This window comes from Vibrio sp. D420a (assembly GCF_030248625.1).
In the GTDB taxonomy this organism is placed as follows: Bacteria; Pseudomonadota; Gammaproteobacteria; order Enterobacterales; family Vibrionaceae; genus Vibrio; species Vibrio fortis_A.
Map to the genome: position 1 here is coordinate 1 of NZ_JAHGAN010000051.1, position 24,062 is coordinate 24,062.

The following is a 24,062-nucleotide window of genomic DNA, read 5'->3' on the forward strand; positions in this document are numbered from 1 at the left end:
GAGATTCGAGATTCGAGGCAAAACTTTAAAGGGTTGGCCTACTGGGTCAACCCTTTTTGTTTATGTCGGAAGGAGCACTACGGCTTAAGTGCATTTACGATCTACGAGCTGTTATGGTTTGAGCGCTTTACGACTGAAACCTTTACCGCCACATTTGATGCATGGAATGATGGTAGTTGGGTGGTTGTACTCCGTTTGGTGACCACAATCGTCACAAATCAGACGACCTAAACCGATCACCTCTCCTGCTTGATAAAGCCCTTGATGCTCCAAATCTTGGAACAGCTCTACCCACTCTACCTTGGTTCGGTCGGTGATTTCCAACAAGCCATGCCAGATAGAATCTGCAATCATCAAGTAAAACGGTCCACTTTTGCTCTCTTCGTAGTTTTCAGAGAACTCTTTTAGATCCGATTTAACGTAAGCCGAGATCAAGGATAGCTCGTCTTTCGTCATATCATTCGCGGCTTTTGCAAGCTTGCCTGACGTTTCAATCTTATTGTTGATCTCTTCAGGGCTATGTTTGAGTGTTTCAATGACATCTTCCACCAGCTCTTCATAGAGTGCTTTTTTCTTTGGCATAAGTCCTCCTCAAGATTGCAGACCTAAATCAATACCCGAGATAATGAGAGTATGACAGGTATAGCTATTGTTGTAGTTCGTTCCTTTAGGTATTCTATGACGATCTATTGAAGTCTGATCAAACCAGACTCACAAATTCCAAGATAACCGGACATCATCGATGCAAGAACAATACAATCCGCAAGAAATTGAACAAAAAGTTCAACAGCACTGGGATAACAACAAGACCTTTGTTGTAAGTGAAGACCCAAATAAAGAAAAATTCTACTGTCTATCCATGTTCCCATACCCAAGTGGTCGACTGCACATGGGTCACGTGCGTAACTACACAATCGGTGATGTGGTATCTCGTTTCCAACGCCTACAAGGCAAAAACGTAATGCAGCCAATCGGTTGGGATGCATTCGGTCTACCAGCAGAAAACGCAGCGGTTAAGAACAACACGGCTCCTGCGCCATGGACTTACGAAAACATCGAATACATGAAGAACCAGCTTAAACTTCTAGGCTTTGGTTACGACTGGAACCGTGAATTCGCTACTTGTACGCCTGAATACTACCGTTGGGAGCAAGAGTTCTTCACTAAGCTTTACGAAAAAGGCCTCGTATACAAGAAGACTTCTTCAGTTAACTGGTGTCCAAATGACCAAACTGTTCTTGCAAATGAACAGGTTGAAGACGGTTGCTGCTGGCGTTGTGACACGCCTGTAGAGCAAAAAGAGATCCCACAGTGGTTCATCAAAATCACTGAGTACGCTCAAGAGCTACTAGACGATCTAGATAACCTAGACGGTTGGCCTGAAATGGTTAAGACCATGCAGCGCAACTGGATCGGTCGCTCTGAAGGTGTAGAGCTGAAGTTTGAAGTGAAAGGTCAAGCAGACCTAGAAGTTTACACAACACGTCCAGACACACTAATGGGTGTGACTTACGTAGGTATCGCAGCAGGTCACCCTCTTGCGGCAGTAGCAGCAGAGAACAACCCAGAGCTAGCAGCCTTCATCGAAGAGTGTAAGAACAACAAAGTAGCGGAAGCGGAACTTGCGACAATGGAGAAGAAAGGTATGGCGACTGGCCTTACTGCGATTCACCCATTGAACGGTCGTGAAGTTCCAGTTTACGTGGCTAACTTCGTACTGATGGACTACGGTACTGGCGCTGTTATGGCAGTACCTGCACACGACCAACGTGACTACGAGTTCGCGACTAAGTACGGCCTAGATATCATCCCTGTGATCAAGCCTGCTGACGACAGCGAGCTAAACATCTCTGAAGAAGCGTACACTGAGAAAGGCGTACTATTCGATTCAGGTGAGTTCGATGGCCTAGAGTTCCAAACAGCGTTCGATGCAATCGCAGCCAAGCTTGAAGCAGAAGGCAAAGGTACTAAGACAGTAAACTTCCGTCTACGTGACTGGGGTGTATCTCGTCAACGTTACTGGGGGGCTCCAATCCCAATGGTAACGACTGAAGATGGTGAAGTTCACCCAGTACCAGCTGACCAACTACCAGTAATTCTTCCTGAAGACGTGGTAATGGACGGCGTAACTAGCCCAATCAAAGCTGACAAAGAATGGGCGAAGACAACGTTCAACGGCGAACCTGCTCTACGTGAGACAGATACGTTCGATACGTTCATGGAGTCTTCTTGGTACTACGCGCGTTACTGTTCGCCACAAGCTGACGACATTCTAGATCCAGAAAAAGCAAACTACTGGCTACCAGTAGACCAGTACATCGGTGGTATCGAGCACGCATGTATGCACCTACTGTACTCTCGTTTCTTCCACAAACTACTACGTGACGCAGGTTACGTAACGTCTGACGAGCCGTTCAAGCAGCTTCTATGTCAAGGCATGGTGCTAGCGGATGCGTTCTACTTCGAGAACGACAAAGGCGGTAAAGAGTGGGTTGCTCCAACTGACGTTGCTGTAGAGCGTGACGGTAAAGGCCGTATCACTTCAGCTAAAGACAACGAAGGCCGTGACGTAACACACTCAGGCATGATCAAGATGTCTAAGTCGAAGAACAACGGTATCGACCCACAAGAGATGGTAGACAAGTACGGTGCTGACACAGTACGTCTATTCATGATGTTTGCTTCACCAGCAGACATGACACTTGAGTGGCAAGAGTCTGGCGTTGAAGGTGCTAACCGCTTCCTGAAACGTGTTTGGAAACTAGTAAACGAGCACGCATCGAAAGGCGCAGCAGAAACAGTAGATACCTCTGCACTTTCTGGCGACCAAAAAGCACTTCGCCGTGACGTTCACAAAACAATCGCGAAAGTGACTGACGATATCGCTCGTCGTCAAACGTTCAACACAGCAATCGCTGCAATCATGGAGTTGATGAACAAGCTAGCGAAAGCACCACAAGAATCTGCGCAAGATCGTGCAATCCTTGATGAAGCACTAAAAGCAGTTGTTGCAATGCTTTACCCAATCACTCCTCACATTTCTTACGTGATGTGGACAGCTCTGGGTCAAGAAGACATCGACAACGCTGTATGGCCAACACACGATGAGAAAGCACTAGTTGAAGACGAGAAGCTGATCATCGTTCAAGTAAACGGCAAGCTACGTGCGAAACTGACAGTACCTGCGGATATCTCTAAAGAAGATATCGAAGCGCTAGGTCTAAACGATGAGAACGTAACTAAGTTCACAGACGGCAAGACTGTTCGTAAAGTGATTTACGTACCGGGTAAGCTACTGAACATCGTTGCTAACTAATCATTCGTCACATCGTGACTGATTGGTTGAGTTAACACTCACAATGCGATAGGAATTAAAGAACTTAATTGCTACTTCGCAGTCAATAGACAGGGTGCACCCCACCCTGTCTACTTATTTAAGCGCTTTTGTATTGGTTAATACCCAGCACGGTTACCCCCAAACTTAAAGCCTTTAAATAAGTAATCCATTTTATGAGAGCCATCAAATAATGCGCCTGATTTCACTGTCTTCGTTAAAAGCTACGTTCGTTGTTCTAACTGTCAGCCTACTCTCAGCCTGTGGTTTTCACCTACGTGGTGACTACTCTGTACCAGAAGAGCTGAACAAGATCTCAGTATCCAGTTACGACCAATACAGTACGTTTACGCGTATGGTGAAGAGTCAGCTGCGTATGAGTAACGTGGAAATTGTTGCGCCAACTAGCAAGACACCTAACCTTCACCTACTAAGTGAAAGCGTTAATGAGCGTACACTCTCTCTATACCAAAACACACGTGCTGCTGAGAAAGAGCTGACGTTCAATGCTTCTTACCGAGTGACGATTCCTGAATTAGGCGATAAAACGTTTACCACCAGCGTAACTCGTAGTTACCTAGATAACCCGCTAACAGCACTAGCAAAATCCGTTGAACGCGACATGATCGAAGATGAAATGCGTAAGCTAGCTGCAAGTCAGATCCTACGTCAAATGGCACGCCTGAAAGCTAACATCGCCGCGAATAGCATGAACCTTGAAGACCTAGAAGAGGTTCAGGTTAAAGAGTTAGAGAAGCAGTACAACATCAAGAATGTTGAGGTAACTCCAGATTCAACTGAGTCTGCTCAATAAGGTTAACTGATGCGTATTTTTGCAGACCGCTTATCAGAGCAGTTAAATAAGCAGCTTAGCCGCGTTTATTTAATCTTTGGTAACGAACCGCTATTGCTTCAAGAAAGCCGCGAGTCGATTCAGAAAGCTGCTAAACAGCAAGGCTTTGAAGAGCGTCATCGCTTTGCTATCGACAGTAGCCTTGATTGGAATGATGTTTACGACTGTACTCAAGCCCTGAGCCTATTTTCGAGCCGTCAGCTGATCGAATTAGAGTTGCCAGAGTCTGGTGTAAATGCGGCTATCGCGAAAGAATTATTGGCGCTATCAGACCAGCTGCACGAAGACATCATGTTGATGTTGATCGGAACCAAGCTAACCAAGGCACAAGAAAATGCTAAGTGGTTCAAAGCACTTTCGAGCCAAGGTCACTGGGTAAGTTGCTTAACACCTGACGTTGGCCGCTTGCCGCAGTTTGTTCAAGCTCGCTGTCGCCAAATTGGTTTACAGCCAGACGCCGAAGCCACTCAGATGCTGGCTCAATGGCACGAAGGAAACCTATTTGCATTAACCCAGAGCTTAGAGAAGCTGGCACTGCAATATCCTGATGGCAAGCTAACCTTAGTTCGACTTGAAGAGTCACTAAGTCGTCATAATCACTTTACCCCATTCCATTGGGTAGATGCTCTGCTTGCAGGTAAAGGTAATCGAGCCCAACGTATTTTGCGCCAATTAGAGGCGGAAGGTGTAGAAGCGGTGATTCTTTTACGCAGTATTCAACGAGAGTTAGCACTGCTACTTCAGATGCAGCAACAAATGCAACAGATGCCCATCGGACAAGTGTTCGAGAAACACCGTATCTGGCAATCAAAGAAACCCCTTTATAACGCAGCGCTAACACGAGTCTCAGTGACTCAGTTACACTCTCTGTTTGCACTGCTTACTCAAGCTGAATTGCTATCTAAAACCCAGTATGAGCAATCACCTTGGCCACTCATTCACCAATTGAGTGTTGAGTTTTGTATCCCCTCGGCTTCAATCCCCTTTCCCGCCTAAAAGCGTGATATGATTTTGAGTCGCAAAATTAAGATTTAAGGAACACCCTGTGTTACGTGAAGAACTAAGAGATTTTCTTGCAGATAAAGCCGACGACATGAAAGCAGAGTCGATCATCACCATCGACGTTGAAGGTAAATCCAGTGTGACAGACTACATGATCGTTTGTACTGGTACTTCAAAGCGCCACGTCGCTTCTATCGCAGAACATGTCGCAAGTGAAGTGAAAAAAGTCGGTCTAGAGCCGCTAGGTATGGACGGGGAACAAGAAGGTGAATGGGTTGTCCTAGATATGGGCACCAGCATGCTTCACGTGATGCAAGCTGAGCAACGCGAGCTGTACCAACTAGAAAAGCTGTGGGGCTAATCTGTGAAGATCCAATTAATTGCCGTTGGCACCAAAATGCCAAAATGGGTTGAAGAAGGCTTTCAAGAGTATAAGCGTCGCTTCCCACACGATATGCCACTGGAATTGGTCGAGATCCCAGCGGGCAAACGCGGCAAAAATGCTGACATTGCACGTATTCTGCAAAAAGAAGGCGAAGCAATGCTAGCAGCGGTACCAAAAGGGAGCCGTATTGTGACGCTCGATATCCCAGGTAGAAAATGGGATACACCGCAACTTGCTGAACAACTAGAGAGCTGGAAGTTGGATGGACGCGATGTTTCTATCCTTATTGGTGGCCCTGAAGGGCTTGCTCCAGCATGTAAAGCGGCAGCTGACCAAAGCTGGTCTCTGTCGGCTCTGACTCTACCGCACCCTCTTGTGCGCGTTATCATGGCAGAAAGCCTGTACCGAGCTTGGAGCATTACAGCTAATCACCCGTATCACCGAGAATAAGCGTTAATGTTACGTAAACGTAGCCAGATCCGTGATTACAAAGAAGAAGCACGACTATTTGCTAGTCGTGCTTTTATTGCGTTTATAGGCATTGTAATCATGATGGGCATTTTGGTTGCCAACCTGTACAACATTCAGGTCAACCAATACCAAGACTATAAAACTCGCTCGAACGATAATCGCATCAAGGTTGTCCCAATCGCACCAACGCGCGGTCTAATCTATGACCGAAATGGTGTATTGCTGGCGGAAAACCGCCCAGTATTTAACCTTGAGATCACCCCTGAGAAAATAAAGAACATGGATGACACCATTGAGCGTCTCCAAGAACTTTTAGAAATCAGCCCAGAGCGAGTCGAAAGATTTAACCGCGATCGCCGCAATACGCGTCGCTTTAAATCGGTTCCTATCCTTACCCAATTGACCGAAGATCAAGTAGCTGTTTTCTCGGTAAACCAGCACAAGTTCCCAGGAGTTGAGGTTACGGGCACACTCAAGCGTTTTTACCCATATGGTGATGTGCTCACGCACGTGATTGGCTACGTATCGCGCATTAATGACCGCGATATGCGTCGTCTGGTTCGTGAAGAGAAAGACGCAAACTACCAAGCGACCCGTGATATCGGTAAGTTAGGTATCGAGCGCTATTACGAAGACATACTTCACGGTACTGCCGGCTATCAAGAGGTTGAAGTAAACAGCCGTGGCCGTGTTATCCGTACATTGAAGTTTGTACCCGCAATTCCGGGCAAAGATATCGTGTTGAACCTAGATATCGACCTTCAACTTTACGTACATAAACTACTCGATGGACGTCGAGGTTCAGCGGTTGTGCTTGATCCAGACGACAACGGCGTACTTGCCATGGTCTCTAGCCCAAGCTATGACCCGAATGCATTTGTGCACGGTATCTCGTCCAAGGGTTACAATGCCCTACTCAACGACAAAAACCGTCCACTCGTAAACCGTGCAACTCTGGGTATCTACCCACCAGCATCAACGATTAAGCCTTTCATTGCGGTAGCCGCATTGCAAGAAGGCGTGATCACACCAAACACCACCCGTAACGACCCGGGTTACTGGAAGATCCCGAACTCAAAAACCAAACCATTCCGAGACTGGCTGCGTTGGGGACACGGTACCGTTGATATCGTGAAAGCGATTGAAGAATCCGTGGATACCTTCTTCTACCAAATCGCCTTTGATATGGGTATTGATCGTCTATCAAGCTGGATGATGATGTTTGGTTTTGGTGATTACACGGGTATCGATATACACGAAGAGAGCAAAGCCAACATGCCGACGCGTGATTGGAAAATGGCTCGTCACCGTGTGCCATGGTATCAAGGGGACACCATTCCAGTGGGTATTGGACAAGGCTACTGGACAGCAACACCAATGCAGATTGCTAAGGCAACATCGGTGTTAGTCCATGAAGGTGAAGTAATTGCTCCGCACCTACTACGTGCCACCATTGAAAACGGTCAACCACTTGAGACGCAATCACTGTCTGATATCGAAACGTATCCACCAATTACTGGTGTGAAACAACGATTCTGGGACATAGGTAAAGAAGGTATGAAGCTGGTTAACCACGGTCGTAAAGGTACCGCTCGCCGCTCTTTCCAAAATATGTCATATCTGACTGCGGGTAAATCTGGTACCGCACAAGTCTTCGGATTGAAAGAAGATGAAGAGTACAACGCTGATGAAATCGCAGAACACCTGCGTGACCACGCGCTCTTTACTGGCTTTGCGCCGCTGGACGATCCAAAAGCGATCGTGACCATCGTACTTGAGAACGCCGGTGGTGGTTCTTCAAACGGTGGTCCTGTTGTGAGACGTATCTTCGACCATATAGTTTTGGGCGACGAATATAAGAGTAAGGCAACACAATAATGAAACTCGATCTCTCTACTGGTCAAAATCGCGCCCTATTTGAGCGATTCCATATCGATTTGCCACTCCTACTTGGCATCTTAGTGCTGATGGGATTTGCGCTACTGATTATGTACAGCGCAAGTGGTCAAAGCTTAGCGATGATGGATCGCCAAGCGATGCGTATGGCATTGTCACTGGGTGTGATGATTTTCCTTGCACAGATCTCACCACGAACCTATGAAACACTGGCTCCGGTTCTGTTTGCAGGTGGTGTTGTACTCTTGCTCGGGGTGCTGTTCTTTGGTGAAGCCTCCAAAGGTGCTCAGCGTTGGCTGAACTTCGGCTTTATTCGCTTTCAACCGTCGGAGTTACTCAAGCTCGCCGTACCACTGATGCTAGCTCGTTACATTGGTAAGCGTTCACTGCCGCCGACATTCCAAACGCTAGTCATCTCACTGGTGATGGTGTTTGTACCCACCATTCTTATCGCCAAGCAGCCCGATTTAGGGACTTCAATCTTGATCGCTGCATCCGGTATTTTCGTGATTTTCTTAGCAGGTATCAGTTGGAAGATTATTGCAAGTGCGGCTGTGGCTTTAGGTGCATTTATCCCAATCCTTTGGTTCTTCTTAATGCGCGAATATCAAAAGGTTCGTGTACGTACTCTGTTTGATCCGGAGTCCGATCCACTCGGTGCTGGCTACCACATCATTCAAAGTAAGATTGCGATCGGCTCTGGCGGCATCTCAGGTAAAGGCTGGCTACAAGGAACACAGTCTCAATTAGAGTTTATTCCAGAGCGTCACACCGACTTTATTTTCGCTGTCATTGCCGAAGAATGGGGCATGATTGGCATCCTATTCCTACTCGCTATCTATCTATTCATTATTGGCCGCGGTCTGATTCTCGCGAGCCAAGCTCAAACAGCATTTGGGCGAATGATGGGCGGTAGTATTGTTTTAAGCTTCTTTGTTTATATTTTCGTAAACATCGGCATGGTAAGTGGCATTCTTCCTGTGGTAGGTGTACCGCTACCTCTTGTTAGTTATGGTGGCACTTCGATGGTTACATTGATGGCAGGTTTTGGTATTTTGATGTCAATCCACACTCACCGTAAAGCATTCTCTAAGGCGACTTAAGTGATATTTAACGCAATGAGCGATTACGCAAAGAGCAGTTACACAAAGAGCAATAACGCGATGAACAGTAACGCGCAACACGCCAATAAGTCATCACAGCTTAAACAGCTCGCATTGATAGGTGGCTTAGTGGTGTTGATGAGTGGCTGTACATCATCACCAGATTCGCAATCGGGTCGCTATGACATTAACGATGATATCGCTCCTGATGTCCCTATCTCGGTTGAACATTTAGAAGATGCACACCCAAAATATGAGCCATACAGTTTAGGCGGTAACAGCGACTACACTTTGCGCGGCGAAGATTACAAAATCGTTCGCGATAGCAAAGGGTTCACTGAAAAAGGCAAGGCATCTTGGTATGGCAAGAAGTTTCACGGCCACCTTACCTCTAATGGTGAAGTGTATGACATGTACTCAATGTCTGCCGCTCACAAGACGTTGCCAATTCCAAGCTATGTGAAAGTGACCAATACCGACAATAACAAGAGCACTATTGTTCGAGTTAATGATCGTGGTCCTTTTCATGAAGGTCGCATCATTGATTTGAGCTATGCAGCCGCATACAAGCTAGATGTGATTCGTACCGGAACGGCTAATGTCGAGATTGAAGTGATCACCGTTGATATCCCAACCGATGAGAATAAGAAAGCGGCACTGCCTCAATACATTATTCAAGTTGCGACTTCTCAGCATCAAGATCGCAGTGAAAAGCTTGCGAGTGAACTGAGTAAAGAACTGTCGGTCAAAACTTTTCTTCAGCCTGTAGATGACAAATACCGACTGATGCTTGGGCCATTTCATGACTATGCTCTGACTCAAGAAAAATTAGAACAGGTTAAGCTTATGGGTTACCCGTCAGCTTATATAAAGAAGCACACCTTAACTCGCTAGTCATCTTACAGAAACTTCTGACAATCACTGCACTGGTTTGAAATAGTGATTCTGTTAAGATATGGATAGTTAACCAAATAATTGCATTCAAAATGAATAAATCTAATAAACTTATCAAATCGATTTTTGCTACTTCTGTTGCGCTTTCTGCAACGCTAGCTTCTTCGTCATTCGCCGCGCCTATCGTTGTTCCAGACGCTCCACAAATTGCTGCTAAAGGCTTCGTTCTAATGGATTACCATTCAGGCAAAGTATTGGCAGAAAAAGAGATGAACACTCAGCTTTCTCCAGCAAGCTTGACCAAAATGATGACCAGCTATGTTATCGGTCAAGAACTTGAGCGTGGCAACATCAACCTAAATGACGACGTTGTTATTAGTGAAAACGCTTGGGCGAAGAACTTCCCAGACTCTTCAAAGATGTTTATTGAAGTAGGTACAACGGTAAAAGTGGAAGAGCTTAACCGCGGTATCATCATCCAATCGGGTAACGATGCATGTGTGGCTATGGCAGAGCACATTGCTGGCTCTGAGGATGCATTCGTTGACCTAATGAACGCGTGGGCTAGCTCTATCGGCATGAAAGACACGCACTTTGCGAACGTTCACGGTCTAGATAACCCTAACCTATACTCAACGCCTTACGATATGGCGCTGCTAGGTCAAGCACTTATCCGCGACGTACCTGAAGAGTACCGCATCTACTCTGAGAAAAAATTTACTTACAACGGCATTACTCAGTACAACCGTAACGGCCTGTTATGGGACAAGAGCATGAATGTGGATGGCATTAAAACTGGCCACACAAGCAATGCAGGTTACAGCCTAGTAAGCTCGGCAACTGAAGGTAAAATGCGCCTTGTTGCGGTTGTAATGGGCACCAAAAATGCTAATGCTCGTAAGACAGAAAGCAAAAAGCTACTAAGCTACGGTTTCCGTTTCTTTGAAACTGTTGCACCGCATACTGCTGGTGAAACATTCGTTGAAGAGAAAGTTTGGATGGGTAGCAAAGATACGGTTGCTCTAGGTGTTGATGAAGATACATTCGTAACCCTTCCTCGTGGCGAAGCGAAGAACCTAAAGGCGAGCTTTGTTCTAGAGAAAGAACTTGAAGCACCGATTAGCAAGGGTGACCAAGTAGGTAAACTGTTCTACCAGATCGATGGTCAAGACGTTGCTGAATACCCGCTACTAGCGCTAGAAGATGTCGAACAAGGCAGCCTATTTAGCCGCCTATGGGACTACCTAGTTCTTCTGTTCAAAGGTTTATTCTAAGGCCTCAGAGTAACGGTCAATAACAGTAATCGCATGATCCTGTTGACTATTTACTCATAACCCTTTTTCGGGTTTGCCTAACAAGCCAACAAAGGCCGCATTCAGCGGCTTTTGTTGATCTTGAGTTCAGCGATATTTACCAGTAATATTCCGCTCTTATTAATCGAGTCAATTGACCGAATACGCTTTTCTGGGTATTTTGCCCAACAGCGAAGTACCTACCATTTTGGAGCTAATCATGAACATCAATTCTGATGCAAAACTTAAAGACCTTTTAGAGTTCCCTTGTTCTTTTACTTACAAGGTTATGGGTTACGCGAAACCAGAACTGCCTGAACTTGTACTGGAAGTAATCCAGCGCCATGCTCCTGGTGACTACAGCCCAACAGTGAAACCAAGTGCAAAGGGTAACTACCACTCTGTTTCGATCAACATCACAGCTACGTCGATTGAGCAGGTAGAAACGCTTTACAAAGAACTTGGCGAGATCGACATCGTACGTATGGTTCTGTAATCCTAGATTACACAATGATCACAGCGGCTTAGAGCCGCTGTTTTCATTTTAGGCACCCCCGTTTTTGCTGCTTTTATTCAACTTAATTTTCAAGAAACACAAAGAAAGTTGAAAAACCTTGCAGTCCGTCTGTAGTTAGAATCAAATTTCGCGTTTATAATGCGTTCACTTTATTAATCCTTGAGGGAGTCCTGCTTTGCAAAATAAGCTAATCGTAAAAAAATTAGGTCGCCAGGATTATGAACCCGTATGGAAAGCCATGCATGAGTTCACCGATACGCGCACAGATGACGACGTAGACCAAATTTGGTTAGTCGAGCACAACCCGGTCTTCACTCAAGGACAAGCAGGTAAAGCAGAGCATGTACTCAATGCTGGCGACATCCCTGTCATTCAAAGCGATCGCGGCGGACAAGTTACCTATCATGGCCCAGGCCAGTTGGTTGCTTACTTCTTGATCAACATTCGTCGTAAGAAATTTGGAGTGCGAGATCTTGTTACTCATATAGAGAACCTCGTAATCAATACTCTGAAAGCATACAATATCGAATCAGCTGCTCGACCTGACGCTCCGGGTGTTTATGTCGATGGCAAAAAGATATGTTCTCTAGGCCTACGTATTCGACGTGGCTGCTCGTTCCACGGGCTAGCACTTAATGTCGATATGGACCTGTCACCGTTCCTACGTATTAACCCTTGTGGTTACCAAGGTATGGAAATGGCTCAAGTCAGCCAACTAGGTGGCCCTTCGGATCTAGAGAGCGTTGAGCAACAGCTAATACAAGAGCTTGTCGAACTACTCGGCTATGACCAAGTAGACATTCAAGCCAACAGTAACACTACAGCAGAAGCATAAAATCATGAGCAAACCAATCCAAATGGAAAAAGGCGTTAAATACCGCGACGCCGATAAAATGGCATTGATTCCAGTAAAAAACATGCCTACCGAGCAGAAAGAAATCCTGCGCAAGCCGGAGTGGATGAAGATCAAACTGCCTGCTGATAGCCAGCGCATCCAAGACATCAAATCTGCAATGCGTAAGAACAACCTTCACTCGGTATGTGAAGAAGCGTCTTGCCCTAACCTGGCTGAGTGTTTCAACCACGGTACAGCAACCTTCATGATCCTAGGTGCTATCTGTACTCGTCGTTGTCCTTTCTGTGACGTTGCCCACGGCCGTCCAGTTGCTCCTGAAGCGGAAGAGCCTCAGAAGCTAGCAAAAACCATCCAAGACATGAAACTGAAGTACGTTGTAATTACTTCTGTTGACCGTGATGATCTACGTGACGGTGGTGCAAAGCACTTTGCAGACTGTAACCGTGAGATCCGCGCACTAAATCCAAATATTCGTATCGAAACTCTGGTTCCTGACTTCCGTGGTCGTATGGACGTGGCACTTGATCTAATGAAAGACAACCCGCCAGATGTATTCAACCACAACCTAGAGACGGCACCTCGCCTATACCGTAAGGCGCGTCCAGGTGCGAACTACAAGTGGTCATTGAACCTACTGAAGAAGTTTAAAGAGCAGCACCCAGACGTTCCAACAAAGTCGGGCGTAATGATGGGTCTTGGTGAAACAAAAGAAGAGATCATTCAAGTACTGAAAGATCTACGTGAACATGGCGTGACAATGCTAACTCTAGGCCAATACCTAGCACCTAGCCGTCACCACTTGCCGGTTGAGCGTTACGTGCCACCATCTGAGTTTGATGAACTGAAAGAGATCGCGCTAGAGCTTGGCTTTACACACGCTGCGTGTGGCCCGTTCGTACGTTCTTCTTACCACGCGGATCTACAAGCACAAGGTATGGAAATTAAGTAACTCGCGACTTAACTTCTCTATATTTGAAAGGCGCATACCCTACGGTTATGCGCCTTTTTCACACCTATGATTTAACGTTCAAACTCACTCGACTCTCGATAAAAGCATAAACGGCATATCCAAACATACCGATACTAAAAAGCCGCTCTTAACCAAGAGCGGCTTTCATATTTAGCGTGTTGCATTAATCGTTGGTAGTATCGCTAGTAGATTAACCGAAAGAGGCCCAGATAACCGTTATCACCAGTACAGGGCATACAAACTTAACGTATGCAGGCCATACTTTACCGAACCAACCTAATTGGAAGTCAGGGCAGCCCTGCTCTAACTCTTTTACCTTAGAAGCTCGACTCCATACCCAACCACCAAACAGACAGAACATCAATGCTGCAATAGGTTGTAGATACTGAGTAGCAATCATAGCCACTAGGCCAAATAGAGCGCCAAAGTTGTAAACAATAATGACACTGAACAACGCGATTAAGCCACCAATAACCCAACTCGTCGGTGTACGTGCCGTGTTAAAGCGCTCGCTCACTAGAGAAACAGGTGCCTCTAGCATAGAGATAGAAGAAGTCAGTGCGGCAATAGTCAGCAATAGGAAGAAAACAATCGCAAAGATCTGACCAAGAAAGCCTAAGCTATCGAACATCAAAGGTAATACCGTAAATACCAGAGTATCTGAGCTCAATAGTGACCCATCCTCAGCGTAGATTTGTACACCCTTTTGCATCGCGACAAACATGGCTGGCATCACCACAAGACCAGCAATAAAGGCAACGGCCGTATCCACTAAGGTCACGTTCATCGCCATCTTCGGCAGGTTCTCTTTCTTACTTAAGTAAGAGCCGTAAATCAGCATCGAACAGCCACCAATGGTCAGTGAGAAAAAGCCCTGTCCCATCGCCGCTAGAATCAGTTTTCTGTCCCACACCTTTTCAAAATCAGGTACAAGGTAGTGCTTAAGCCCTTCAAGCGCACCTTGCTGAGTCATGATGTAGACAAACAAGAGTGCGAACAGTACAAATAGCGCTGGCATTAAACGGGTCGACCATTTTTCAATACCTTGCTTGATGCCACCTTGTACAATCAAGATTGTCAGCACGTAAAACAACACGGTACCGAAAACATTGCGCTCTACACTAAAACCTTTGAACCACGCTGCAATCTCAACCAAGCCAAACACATCGGCAATTGCGCCAAATAGGAAGCAGATCAACCAGCCACCCACAATGCTGTAAAAGCCTAACACTGCACTTGGTACACTTAAGCCAATCCAACCTGTCAGTGCTCCGACTTTTTTCGCCAGTGGGTTTGATGTCAGTGAGCGCATACTATCCACTGGATTAGCTTGACCATGACGACCAATCGCCATTTCAACCACCAGCATTGGGAATGCGACCACAAAGATCAGCACCAAATACACTAAAAGAAATGCACCGCCACCATTGCTAGCGACTTGTGTTGGGAAACCCCAAATGTTTCCAAGGCCAACTGCAGCGCCCGCTGCTGCCAAAATAAAGCCTAAACGAGAGCTAAACAGCTCTCTTGATGAAGAAGATTGTTGGTTCATACCGCCTGCAAAATACCAATGAACTAGTTTGCTAGTACAATAATCAAAACCACTAATCCATGCAATCTATAAATGATTAAAATGCTTATTTATAAGAAAAAACTAAACGGTAAAACTGTAAATTTAAATATACATAGAATTACAGGCTAAATATGAACAACAAACCATTAACAATCACTACTCCGCACCCTCATACAACAAGCACAAAAAAGGGCACGCGAGGTGCCCAATCGAAGGTTCAATTTAATACTAGCTGGTGCTAAATGGTAAACACTTGGTAGTCTTTCAAATTCGGGATCTTTTCATGCAACGATTTTTCTTGCTCAGCCATCTCATCAAGTGAGTCACAGAATGCTTCCGCTTCTTTCTCTACCTGTTGTGAGTGCTCCTTAAAACGCTCTTCGATTTTCAGCTTTAGCTCAGACATGCTGTCCGCCATTTCAGTTAAGTTAAGACCGCCCTCTTGCTTCATTTTTTCAGACATGGCATTAAAAGCACTTGAGATAAACTCTTCGTTAAAGATCTCCATCGCCTTATCGAAGTCTTCACTCCAGCCATTCGCCATCGACTCAAAGCTCTCAGCAGGAAGCACTAAGTCACCATCTTTATAGTAACGAGCTTCCATCTCAGCAAAGAAATCACTCATTGATTTTTTAACGTTATCAAACGCTTCTGGCGCATCCAAACTTACTGCAATGTCGTCGATAACATCGTTTGCCAATGCTAATCCCTCTTTCGCCATTGCCTTGGCTTGAGGTAAGTATTCACTCATGCTTTCACGGTAGCGTTCTATCGCTGCTTGCTGATCTGCGTCGAGCTCAACCTTTTCACCATGAATATAGAGGTCATTACCATCAAGCACGGCCGTATCGCCATTTGTCTGGTGGATCTCAACCGTCTGCTGATCAATTCTCAGTTCATTTTTCAGGTCTACACGACACTGAGCCGAATAAGAAGGGGCACTCGCCGCTGCCAACACCATGGATAGTGATGCAATTAATACGCTCTTTTTCATAACACCCTCACATACATTGCTGTACTAACTATACATTGAGTGATTCACCCAATGTCATGGAAAGGTTTAGAACTTAACAAACCGATACAATTTCATAGATAAAGTGGCTGTCTGCGAAACTAAACTCCACTTCGTCACCCACCTCTTTTCCCATTAAAGCGGCACCTAGAGGAGCGTTTGGTGTCAATATGGCTACATCTTTACCATCCCATACCACTGACAAACCTCCAACTCTTGGCCCGATAAAAAAGTACTTAACCTTATCTTGTTCATCGATAACAGAGAGAAAGCTGCTCATCGCTATGCATTCCCCCTCTCTCAGAACTAAATCACGATAGCACTGAATATCCTCTTCACACTCTTGGACTCTTACGGCCTGACCATGTGCGAGGTAAGATGCCTCTAGTGCCAGAGTATCGTACTTATGTTCTGGTACAGTTTCTTCGTCGGTCGCTGCATCAATCGCGCGCTGCGTTGCTGACTGAGCAATTGCAAGCCGAGATTCAAGCTGCTGGAGAATTATTTGTCTAAGCTCGGATTTATTCATACTTTTGAAGTGCTTTTCTTTAGGAGCTACAGAATAGAATTAGGTACAATCTGGTGCAAGCGCTTTGAAACGGAAGTTTCTCGGCCAACAAGATTGAACAGGCTTAGCAGCACATTACACAGATTAACCGAGCACATTTATGATAGAACAGAAGCTAAAACAGGTCTTTGGATTCGACTCACTGCGTCATGGACAGAAGCAAGTTATTGATAATGTTCTTGCAGGCCAATCGGCAGCGGCTATTTTTCCGACCGGATCAGGTAAATCCCTCTGTTATCAGCTTCCTGCTCTGGAGCTGCCTCATCTCACCTTGGTAATTTCTCCCCTGCTTGCGCTGATGAAAGACCAATTGAGTTTTCTGCACAGTAAAGGGATTGCTGCTGCGGCCATCGAGTCGAGCCAAGACAGACAAACCACTCAACAAGTGATGCAGTCCGTTCGCAATGGCGAAACCAAAATCTTGATGATCTCGGTTGAGCGCCTCAAGAATGAACGCTTTAGACAATTCATCTCACAGGTACCTATCTCGCTTTTGGTGGTCGACGAGGCGCACTGTATCTCAGAATGGGGTCATAACTTTCGACCTGACTATCTCAAGCTGCCCCACTATCAGAAACAGCTCAACATTCCTCAAGTTCTGTTGCTGACCGCAACGGCGACAACGGGCGTGATTCAAGACATGCAGACCAAGTTCAATATTGCTCCAGAGAGTGTAGTGGTCACTGGCTTTTATCGTAAAAACCTCGACTTAGCGATTCAACCTTGTGAGCAAGAGACAAAATTAGAAACTCTATGTAATTTGGTCAATCGAGCGCCACAATCTCCGACTATTGTTTATGTGACGCTTCAACAGACGGCAGAGAATGTCGCTCAAGCCCTGAGAAATGTCGGAATCAATGCTATTGCCTACCACGCTGGTCTCAAACCCGAAAACCGCGATGCCATTCAGCAACAGTTTATGAACGATGAAATCAACTGCATCGTTGCGACCATCGCCTTTGGTATGGGTGTCGACAAATCAAATATTCGCCGCGTGATTCACTTCGACCTGCCTAAGTCGATAGAGAACTACTCCCAAGAGATTGGGCGTGCCGGTCGTGACGGACAAAACTCCGAATGTATACTGCTCGCTAATAAACACGGCCTCAGCACGCTAGAGAACTTTGTCTTTGGCGATACACCCGATAACATTGCGATTCAAACAGTGTTGCAAGAGATATACGCCTGTCAGCCCTCTGGCAATACCTACGCTACTCAGTGGGAAATCATGCTCAATCAGCTCTCTCGCGAATCCAATATTCGTCAGCTGCCACTGAAAACCTTACTTGTATACCTCGAGATAGAGGGCATCATTGAGCCCAAATACAGTTTCTTCGCTGATTACAAATTCAAGTTTGTTCGACCAAAACCACAGATCATCGACCAATTTCAGGGAGAGCGTCGTGCGTTTGTTGAGTCGATTTTCCAATGCTCACCGCAAGCTCGTGTTTGGTGCCAAGTAGACTTCGATGCATTGTGGACGCACTTTCAAGCAGACAGGCAGCGCGTGGTCGCAGCAATCGACTATTTTAATGAACAAGGTTGGATTGAGTTAGAAAGTAAGCAGATTACCGATGTGTATGCAGTACACAATACCAGCGAAGATCCAGATGAGGTCGCTCAGCGTCTATCAGCACTGTTTAAACAGAAAGAGAACAATGAGATTGGTCGTCTCAATTACATGTTGGATTTCTTTGAATCAAGCAGCTGCCTGAGTTCAAAACTCGCCAACTACTTCGGTGACATCAATGCGCCACAAGAATGCGGACACTGTTCAGCTTGTCGTGGCAACGTCGCCAAGCTACCTAATGTACCGTTAGAGGCGATTGACGAGGGTGACTTTCAAACTTGGGTAAATGAATTCATAAGCAGTAGCCCACAATGGGTGACTGATGAGGCGATTACTCGCTTCTTATCGGGTATTGCCACACCACTATCCACCAAGCTGAAAGCTAGCAAGATGTCTGGATACGGCAAGCTTGAGCAACACCCTTTCCGCGATACCCTCGCTCTAGTTCAACGAACTCCAAGATAGTTCAACAAACACTGAGATAACACGTTAATCGCCAACTAAGCTATTTTTGATCAGAAGAAGCTTAGCTGGCGCATCTGATCTTTGGGTTGCAGCATGACACTTAACCCCAGCAAACGAATCTCACGTCCTTGCTGACGCTTTAGAATCTCACTCAACAGCTCTTTGAAGTGCTCGAGATTCAACGAGGGTTGAATATGCTCAATGGTGGTTTGCTGAAAATCCGCAAACTTGAGCTTAATGCCTTGCTTGGTAATAGACTTGGTTGGACTCGCCTTCTCCAGTCGAGCTTCCAACTCAGGAAACAGGCGCTCTTCAATCACCTTCCAGCACTCTTGATAGGTTGAGATATTTTCACTAAAAGTGCGCTCCACACCAACCGACTTTCTTTCTCGCTCAACCACCACCTCTCGATCGTCAATGCCATGGCTTCTCTTCCAAAGCGAGGCGCCTTGTCGACCAAACTTAGCCAACAAGGATCGATAATCTGTCTGCTTAATATCTTTACAGGTATAAAAGCCCGCTTGATGAAGCTTCTCGATACTCACTTTGCCAACCCCAGGGATCTTCTCCAATGGCAATTCATCAATAACCCCCTGAACCTCTTGAGGTGGGATCACAAACTGTCCATTGGGTTTATTCATATCCGACGCAACCTTTGCCAAAAACTTAATCGGCGCGACGCCTGCAGACGCCGTTAGCTGGAGTTCATTCCAGATATCACGGCGGATAGCTTCGGCAATAAGAGTGGCTGAACCATGGCACTGCTCTGAGTCAGTCACATCGAGAAAAGCTTCATCCAATGAGAGCGGCTCAATGATGGAGGTGTATCGAGAAAAGATGGCTCGGATCTGCTTAGAGATCTCCTTATAGACCTGCATCCTACCCGGTACCACCAGCAGGTTTGGACACAACTGCAATGCCTTAGCCGTTGGCATCGCCGAACGAATACCAAACTTGCGCGCCTCATAGTTACAAGTACTGAGTACGCCGCGCTGCTTTTCGTGCCCGCCAACAGCTAATGGACGATTCCGATAAGAAGGGTTATCACGCATTTCGACAGCCGCATAAAAACAATCCATATCAACATGGATTATCTTACGCACTCTCTCTTTATCTGAACCACACATGACCAAACCACTTGCCAAACACTGTATTAATAACCAGTATAATCATTTATTCGCCGAGAACAAAGTGTTCATTGATTCGCTAATCTTTCGCTTAGTCACTTGTTAACACTTCTGGTAATATGGTTAAAAAGTATTTACTCGATAAGTAGGGAACACTTTTGACTGAAAAAATACTGGTTGTTGAAGACAGTCGAGCCTTTAGAAACTACCTTTACCAGCAGCTAACTAATAGCGGTTATGCAGTGACGCTTGCCGAGTCTGTGCAACAGGCTAAAGAGATACTTGAGCAGGAAACGGACTTTCTGTGTGCGGTATTGGACTATTGTCTACCAGACGGTCAAGATGGCGAAATTGTCGACTTGGTTCTTGGTTACCAACAAAAAATTATCGTACTGACGGCCATGTTCAGCGATGCTCTACGTGAGCAGGTACTCGCTAAAGGTGTGATTGATTACATTCTGAAAGACAGCATGGCATCGGTAACGTATTTACTGCCGCTAATTCAACGTATTACCAACAACAAAAATCACAAAGCTCTGGTTGTCGACGACTCTTCCGTTGTACGCCGTTACATAGTTCAGCTCCTAGAGCACCAATACATCCAAACTGTTCAAGCCGTTGACGGGAAACAAGGGTTAGCCCTGCTTCAATACGACCCCGATATTACATTTGTCGTTACCGATCATGACATGCCACATAAAGATGGTATCACCATGATTCGTGAGATTCGTCAGCACTACACGCGCAACGAACTGGCCATTTTGGGGCTGTCCGCAAGTGACGATCGCACGCTAACCGCTCAATTCCTTAAAGCGGGTGCTAATGACTTTCTCTACAAGCCATTCAATCAAGAAGAGTTCTTCTGCCGCATTCACCAACTGCTGGATATGAAAGAAGCGAACAATGAGTTGTTCCGTCATGCCAATGAAGATGCGCTAACAGGGTTATGGAACCGTCGATTCTTGTTCAATCAAGCTTGCAAGGGCTGTGAAAAGCGCAACATCGCAATGATGGATATCGACTTCTTTAAAAAGGTTAATGATAACTTCGGTCACGATGGCGGCGACGCGGTACTAATTGCTGTCGGTCAAACCATCAAATCGTTCTTCAAAGATGATGTGGCAGTTCGCTTTGGCGGGGAAGAGTTTTGTATTCAAGCCTGTGGATCGTTTAGAGATTTCATCGTACGTCTTGAAAAGATGAGAATTGCGATTGAACAACAGGTCATCGCTCATGACGATCAGCAAATTAAAGTCACCATGAGTATTGGTGTGACGAATATCGAATCCGACCTCGATAGCCAAATAAAGGCAGCCGATGAACTCTTATATAGAGCAAAAGAACAAGGTCGTAATCAATTGGTATTTGAAAGAAACGACTAACTGTTCACGAATGATCAACCACTCGTTTTAGTAAGTGCAAGACTGTTATTAACTGAGAATCACCACAAACAAAAAAGCTCGAGGCTTCCCTCGAGCTTTTCTTTATCAGCAAAACCTGATTAAGCGATACGGTCTTTTTCCCATGCCGCTAGCTTCTCTTCGCGCTCAGCTAATTTCTCAGCACGGTAAGCCTCACGAGCTTCACGTTTCTTACGTGCATCACAAGGTTCAGGACAATTACATACCTTATCGATACCAACAGCACCCAGGCCGCCACAACTGCCTTTTACCACTTTCTTTTGGATGATGTAGCCAATCGACATTGCTGCGATAACTGCTAGAAAAACGCCAAATGTAATAATAAATGTGTTCATAATGCTCTCGCTACCTTATTTCTTTAAGTATGGCTTGAACGCTTCAGAGGCGATCTCTTTAAAGCCATCGGCTGTTTTAACCACCATAAATGCTGGGATATTATGTTGATTCGCGATTTCCATACCTTTTACCTCACCTAAGACCATAAGGCCAGTAGATAAGCCATCTGCAGTCATTGAAGATGGGTCTAATACGGTTACTGACACCACTTTGTGGTGAATCGGTTTACCGGTTTCTGGGTTGATAATGTGCGAGTAACGAACACCATCACGCTCGAAGTAGTTTCTGTAATCACCAGATGTTGCAATCGCCATATCACCCGGTTCAATGATCTCTTGAATTGTACGCTCTTCAACGCTTGGCTTTTCAATCGCAATGCGCCAGCCAACATTTTCACGGTTCAGACCTTTAAGGCGAATCTCACCACCGACTTCAACCATGTAGTTGTGAATACCAATAGAGTCTAGGTAGTCAGCCAATACATCCACGCCCCAGCCTTTCGCAATCGTTGAAAGGTCAACGTAAAGCTTTGGCAGGTCTTTCGTCAGCTTGTTGCCCTCAACGCTTAAATGATGGATACCAATTTTCTGTTTGCGTGCAGCCAACTCTTCATCTGTTGGAACCACTTCAGGGCGAGCTTCTGGACCAAAACCCCAAAGGTTAACCAAAGGCCCAACCGTTACATCTAATGCACCTTCAGTTAGACCGTTCAAACGAATCGCTTCTTTCACAACAATTGCGGTTTGTTCAGATACTTCGAAGGCATCGCCACCTTCATATTGATTGAAGCGGCTCAGCTCGGAATCTTTGCGGTACGTCGACATCTGATCGTTCACTTCTTCAAGAAGACGGTCGATCTCTGCATGTACCTTATCCGACGCTAGAAACTCATCACTATTGATGTACTTAATATTGTAGCTCGTGCCCATGGTTGGGCCGTTCAAATGTACCTGTTCACGTGGCTTTTCACAGCCCGCTAGAAACAGTAGAGAAGTTAATGCAACAAGCCAAATTCTCACTTGCTTACTCCCATTATTGTTAGTGATTTATATAAGAAAGAACAGTGTCTGCATAGTTGCCAAATATGCTTTCTTATATAAGCCGTTGTATGGTGAACACAGCTTAGAAAAACAAATGGCTGACTCCTAAGAGCCAGCCATAATATCAGTCACTTAAGTGGATTAACCACCGAAGTCATCTAGAAGGATGTTCTCATCTTCTACACCAAGATCTTTCAGCATGCCGATAACAGCCGCGTTCATCATCGGTGGACCACACATGTAGTACTCACAATCTTCAGGAGCTTCGTGATCCTTCAGGTAGTTTTCGTACAGTACGTTGTGGATGAAGCCTGTGTAACCATCCCAGTTATCTTCTGGCATTGGATCAGACAGAGCACAGTGCCAAACGAAGTTATCGTTTTCAGCTTGTAGGCCGTCGAAGTCTTCTACGTAGAACATCTCACGCTTAGAACGAGCACCGTACCAGAAAGACATCTTACGAGTTGATTTAAGACGCTTAAGCTGATCGAAGATGTGTGAACGCATTGGCGCCATACCAGCACCACCACCAACGAATACCATTTCGTTGTCTGTGTCTTTCGCGAAGAACTCACCAAATGGACCAGAGATAGTACACTTGTCGCCTTCTTTAAGAGACCAGATGAACGATGACATTTGACCAGGTGCAACATCAGGATTATTAGGCGGCGGCGTAGCGATACGCACGTTCAGCATAATAATACCGTGTTCTTCTGGGTAGTTAGCCATTGAGTATGCACGGATGATATCTTCATCAACCTTAGACTCGTAACGGAACAGGTTAAACTTGTCCCAGTCTTCGCGGTACTCTTCTGGTACATCGAAATCAGAGTATTTGATGTGGTGAGCAGGTGCTTCAATCTGGATGTAACCACCAGCACGGAAAGGTACTGATTCGCCATCAGGGATTTGCAGCTTAAGCTCTTTGATGAAGGTTGCTTTGTTATCGTTAGAGATAACTTCACATTCCCACTTCTTCACACCGAAGATCTCTTCAGGAAGTTCGATATCCATGTCAGTTTTCATAGCAACTTGACATGCAAGACGTTCACCTTCGCGCGCTTCACCTTTAGTAATGTGGTCAAGCTCAGTTGGAAGGATGTCGCCACCGCCTGATTTAACTTTTACGCGACACTGACCACAAGAGCCACCGCCACCACAAGCAGAAGATACGAATACGCCAGCGCCAGCTAGAGCACCAAGCAGTTTACCGCCCGGTTGCGTCGTGATTGCTAGAGTCGGGTCATCGTTTACAGCGATAGTGATGTCACCTGTAGGTACAAGCTTAGATTTAGCGAAAAGAATCACTAAAACCAGTGCAAGTACAATGATGGTAAACATCGCTACACCAAGAATAATGCTTTGCATTTGTTATTC

General features: G+C 45.7%; 22 protein-coding genes. 14 read left to right on the forward strand and 8 right to left on the reverse strand.

Annotated features, from left to right (window positions below; genetic code table 11):
* Window positions 1-111 precede the first annotated feature (111 nt).
* Window positions 112-582 (reverse strand): zinc ribbon-containing protein, encoded by a 471-nt coding sequence (locus KI743_RS22560; protein WP_032551447.1) that lies wholly within the window; start codon window positions 580-582, stop codon window positions 112-114.
* A 160-nt stretch (window positions 583-742) separates the two neighbouring features.
* Here KI743_RS22560 and leuS point away from each other — a divergent pair, with 160 nt between their 5' ends.
* The 12 genes from leuS (at window position 743) to lipA (ending at window position 13,552) form a co-directional block, all read left to right on the forward strand.
* Window positions 743-3,316, forward strand: coding sequence for a leucine--tRNA ligase (gene leuS / locus KI743_RS22565; RefSeq protein WP_285468339.1), 2,574 nt, complete (start codon window positions 743-745; stop codon window positions 3,314-3,316).
* A 211-nt stretch (window positions 3,317-3,527) separates the two neighbouring features.
* Window positions 3,528-4,148: an LPS assembly lipoprotein LptE gene (gene lptE / locus KI743_RS22570; RefSeq protein WP_150871325.1), complete on the forward strand. Its 621-nt coding sequence runs from the start codon at window positions 3,528-3,530 to the stop codon at window positions 4,146-4,148.
* 9 nt (window positions 4,149-4,157) lie between these two features.
* Entirely contained in the window at window positions 4,158-5,183 is a 1,026-nt protein-coding gene (gene holA / locus KI743_RS22575) for a DNA polymerase III subunit delta (protein WP_285468340.1), read from the forward strand.
* A 49-nt stretch (window positions 5,184-5,232) separates the two neighbouring features.
* Window positions 5,233-5,550 (forward strand): ribosome silencing factor, encoded by a 318-nt coding sequence (rsfS, locus tag KI743_RS22580; RefSeq protein WP_032551441.1) that lies wholly within the window; start codon window positions 5,233-5,235, stop codon window positions 5,548-5,550.
* A gap of 3 nt (window positions 5,551-5,553) precedes the next feature.
* The gene (gene rlmH / locus KI743_RS22585) at window positions 5,554-6,024 is read left to right on the forward strand and encodes a 23S rRNA (pseudouridine(1915)-N(3))-methyltransferase RlmH (protein ID WP_032551440.1); all 471 of its coding nucleotides are present in this window, start codon (window positions 5,554-5,556) and stop codon (window positions 6,022-6,024) included.
* Window positions 6,025-6,030: 6 nt separating this feature from the next.
* Window positions 6,031-7,923: a penicillin-binding protein 2 gene (gene mrdA / locus KI743_RS22590; protein ID WP_285468341.1), complete on the forward strand. Its 1,893-nt coding sequence runs from the start codon at window positions 6,031-6,033 to the stop codon at window positions 7,921-7,923.
* Window positions 7,923-9,044, forward strand: coding sequence for a rod shape-determining protein RodA (rodA, locus tag KI743_RS22595; protein WP_032551438.1), 1,122 nt, complete (start codon window positions 7,923-7,925; stop codon window positions 9,042-9,044). Before mrdA ends, rodA begins: the two co-directional genes overlap by 1 nt.
* A 138-nt stretch (window positions 9,045-9,182) precedes the next feature.
* Complete coding sequence (locus KI743_RS22600) at window positions 9,183-9,938, forward strand: septal ring lytic transglycosylase RlpA family protein (RefSeq protein ID WP_285468365.1); 756 nt, start codon at window positions 9,183-9,185, stop codon at window positions 9,936-9,938.
* 92 nt (window positions 9,939-10,030) lie between these two features.
* Window positions 10,031-11,212 carry a serine hydrolase gene (locus KI743_RS22605; RefSeq protein ID WP_285468343.1) on the forward strand — a complete coding sequence of 394 codons (1,182 nt, stop codon included), beginning with the start codon at window positions 10,031-10,033 and terminating at the stop codon, window positions 11,210-11,212.
* Window positions 11,213-11,447: 235 nt separating this feature from the next.
* Entirely contained in the window at window positions 11,448-11,726 is a 279-nt protein-coding gene (gene ybeD, locus KI743_RS22610) for a DUF493 family protein YbeD (RefSeq protein WP_032551473.1), read from the forward strand.
* Window positions 11,727-11,922: 196 nt separating this feature from the next.
* Window positions 11,923-12,582, forward strand: a complete 660-nt coding sequence (gene lipB, locus KI743_RS22615; protein ID WP_032551436.1) for a lipoyl(octanoyl) transferase LipB — start codon at window positions 11,923-11,925, stop codon at window positions 12,580-12,582.
* 4 nt (window positions 12,583-12,586) lie between these two features.
* Window positions 12,587-13,552, forward strand: a complete 966-nt coding sequence (gene lipA, locus KI743_RS22620) for a lipoyl synthase (protein ID WP_032551435.1) — start codon at window positions 12,587-12,589, stop codon at window positions 13,550-13,552.
* A 211-nt stretch (window positions 13,553-13,763) separates the two neighbouring features.
* Here the strand turns inward: lipA and KI743_RS22625 are convergent, their stop codons facing one another.
* From KI743_RS22625 to KI743_RS22635, 3 genes are all read right to left on the reverse strand, one after another.
* Window positions 13,764-15,125: a sodium-dependent transporter gene (locus tag KI743_RS22625; protein WP_285468345.1), complete on the reverse strand. Its 1,362-nt coding sequence runs from the start codon at window positions 15,123-15,125 to the stop codon at window positions 13,764-13,766.
* Between the two features lie 259 nt (window positions 15,126-15,384).
* On the reverse strand, window positions 15,385-16,140 hold the full coding sequence (locus KI743_RS22630; RefSeq protein ID WP_285468347.1) for a YggN family protein: 756 nt from the start codon (window positions 16,138-16,140) through the stop codon (window positions 15,385-15,387).
* A gap of 73 nt (window positions 16,141-16,213) precedes the next feature.
* Complete coding sequence (locus KI743_RS22635) at window positions 16,214-16,687, reverse strand: GreA/GreB family elongation factor (protein WP_285468349.1); 474 nt, start codon at window positions 16,685-16,687, stop codon at window positions 16,214-16,216.
* 139 nt (window positions 16,688-16,826) lie between these two features.
* On the opposite strand from KI743_RS22635, the gene KI743_RS22640 reads away from it, so the two are divergent.
* Window positions 16,827-18,761, forward strand: a complete 1,935-nt coding sequence (locus tag KI743_RS22640; RefSeq protein ID WP_285468351.1) for an ATP-dependent DNA helicase RecQ — start codon at window positions 16,827-16,829, stop codon at window positions 18,759-18,761.
* Window positions 18,762-18,811: 50 nt separating this feature from the next.
* Here KI743_RS22640 and dinB read toward each other — a convergent pair whose 3' ends face one another.
* A complete protein-coding gene (dinB, locus tag KI743_RS22645; protein ID WP_285468354.1) occupies window positions 18,812-19,888 on the reverse strand; it encodes a DNA polymerase IV in 1,077 nt (358 codons plus the stop codon).
* Window positions 19,889-20,046: 158 nt separating this feature from the next.
* Here dinB and KI743_RS22650 point away from each other — a divergent pair, with 158 nt between their 5' ends.
* Complete coding sequence (locus KI743_RS22650; protein ID WP_285468356.1) at window positions 20,047-21,270, forward strand: diguanylate cyclase; 1,224 nt, start codon at window positions 20,047-20,049, stop codon at window positions 21,268-21,270.
* A gap of 119 nt (window positions 21,271-21,389) precedes the next feature.
* On the opposite strand, the gene nqrM is transcribed toward KI743_RS22650, so the two are convergent.
* From nqrM to nqrF, 3 genes are all read right to left on the reverse strand, one after another.
* Window positions 21,390-21,644, reverse strand: a complete 255-nt coding sequence (gene nqrM, locus KI743_RS22655) for a (Na+)-NQR maturation NqrM (RefSeq protein ID WP_032551427.1) — start codon at window positions 21,642-21,644, stop codon at window positions 21,390-21,392.
* A gap of 15 nt (window positions 21,645-21,659) precedes the next feature.
* Complete coding sequence (locus KI743_RS22660; protein WP_032551426.1) at window positions 21,660-22,664, reverse strand: FAD:protein FMN transferase; 1,005 nt, start codon at window positions 22,662-22,664, stop codon at window positions 21,660-21,662.
* A 162-nt stretch (window positions 22,665-22,826) separates the two neighbouring features.
* Entirely contained in the window at window positions 22,827-24,053 is a 1,227-nt protein-coding gene (nqrF, locus tag KI743_RS22665; RefSeq protein WP_285468357.1) for an NADH:ubiquinone reductase (Na(+)-transporting) subunit F, read from the reverse strand.
* Window positions 24,054-24,062 lie beyond the last annotated feature (9 nt).

Coding starts and splice junctions, on each gene's coding strand:
- KI743_RS22560 (WP_032551447.1), bottom strand. CDS start 582: ATGCCAAAGAAAAAAGCACTCTATGAAGAGCTGGTGGAAGATGTCATT.
- leuS (WP_285468339.1), top strand. CDS start 743: ATGCAAGAACAATACAATCCGCAAGAAATTGAACAAAAAGTTCAACAG.
- lptE (WP_150871325.1), top strand. CDS start 3,528: ATGCGCCTGATTTCACTGTCTTCGTTAAAAGCTACGTTCGTTGTTCTA.
- holA (WP_285468340.1), top strand. CDS start 4,158: ATGCGTATTTTTGCAGACCGCTTATCAGAGCAGTTAAATAAGCAGCTT.
- mrdA (WP_285468341.1), top strand. CDS start 6,031: ATGTTACGTAAACGTAGCCAGATCCGTGATTACAAAGAAGAAGCACGA.
- rodA (WP_032551438.1), top strand. CDS start 7,923: ATGAAACTCGATCTCTCTACTGGTCAAAATCGCGCCCTATTTGAGCGA.
- KI743_RS22600 (WP_285468365.1), top strand. CDS start 9,183: ATGAGTGGCTGTACATCATCACCAGATTCGCAATCGGGTCGCTATGAC.
- KI743_RS22605 (WP_285468343.1), top strand. CDS start 10,031: ATGAATAAATCTAATAAACTTATCAAATCGATTTTTGCTACTTCTGTT.
- lipA (WP_032551435.1), top strand. CDS start 12,587: ATGAGCAAACCAATCCAAATGGAAAAAGGCGTTAAATACCGCGACGCC.
- KI743_RS22625 (WP_285468345.1), bottom strand. CDS start 15,125: ATGAACCAACAATCTTCTTCATCAAGAGAGCTGTTTAGCTCTCGTTTA.
- KI743_RS22630 (WP_285468347.1), bottom strand. CDS start 16,140: ATGAAAAAGAGCGTATTAATTGCATCACTATCCATGGTGTTGGCAGCG.
- KI743_RS22635 (WP_285468349.1), bottom strand. CDS start 16,687: ATGAATAAATCCGAGCTTAGACAAATAATTCTCCAGCAGCTTGAATCT.
- KI743_RS22640 (WP_285468351.1), top strand. CDS start 16,827: ATGATAGAACAGAAGCTAAAACAGGTCTTTGGATTCGACTCACTGCGT.
- dinB (WP_285468354.1), bottom strand. CDS start 19,888: ATGTGTGGTTCAGATAAAGAGAGAGTGCGTAAGATAATCCATGTTGAT.
- nqrM (WP_032551427.1), bottom strand. CDS start 21,644: ATGAACACATTTATTATTACATTTGGCGTTTTTCTAGCAGTTATCGCA.
- nqrF (WP_285468357.1), bottom strand. CDS start 24,053: ATGCAAAGCATTATTCTTGGTGTAGCGATGTTTACCATCATTGTACTT.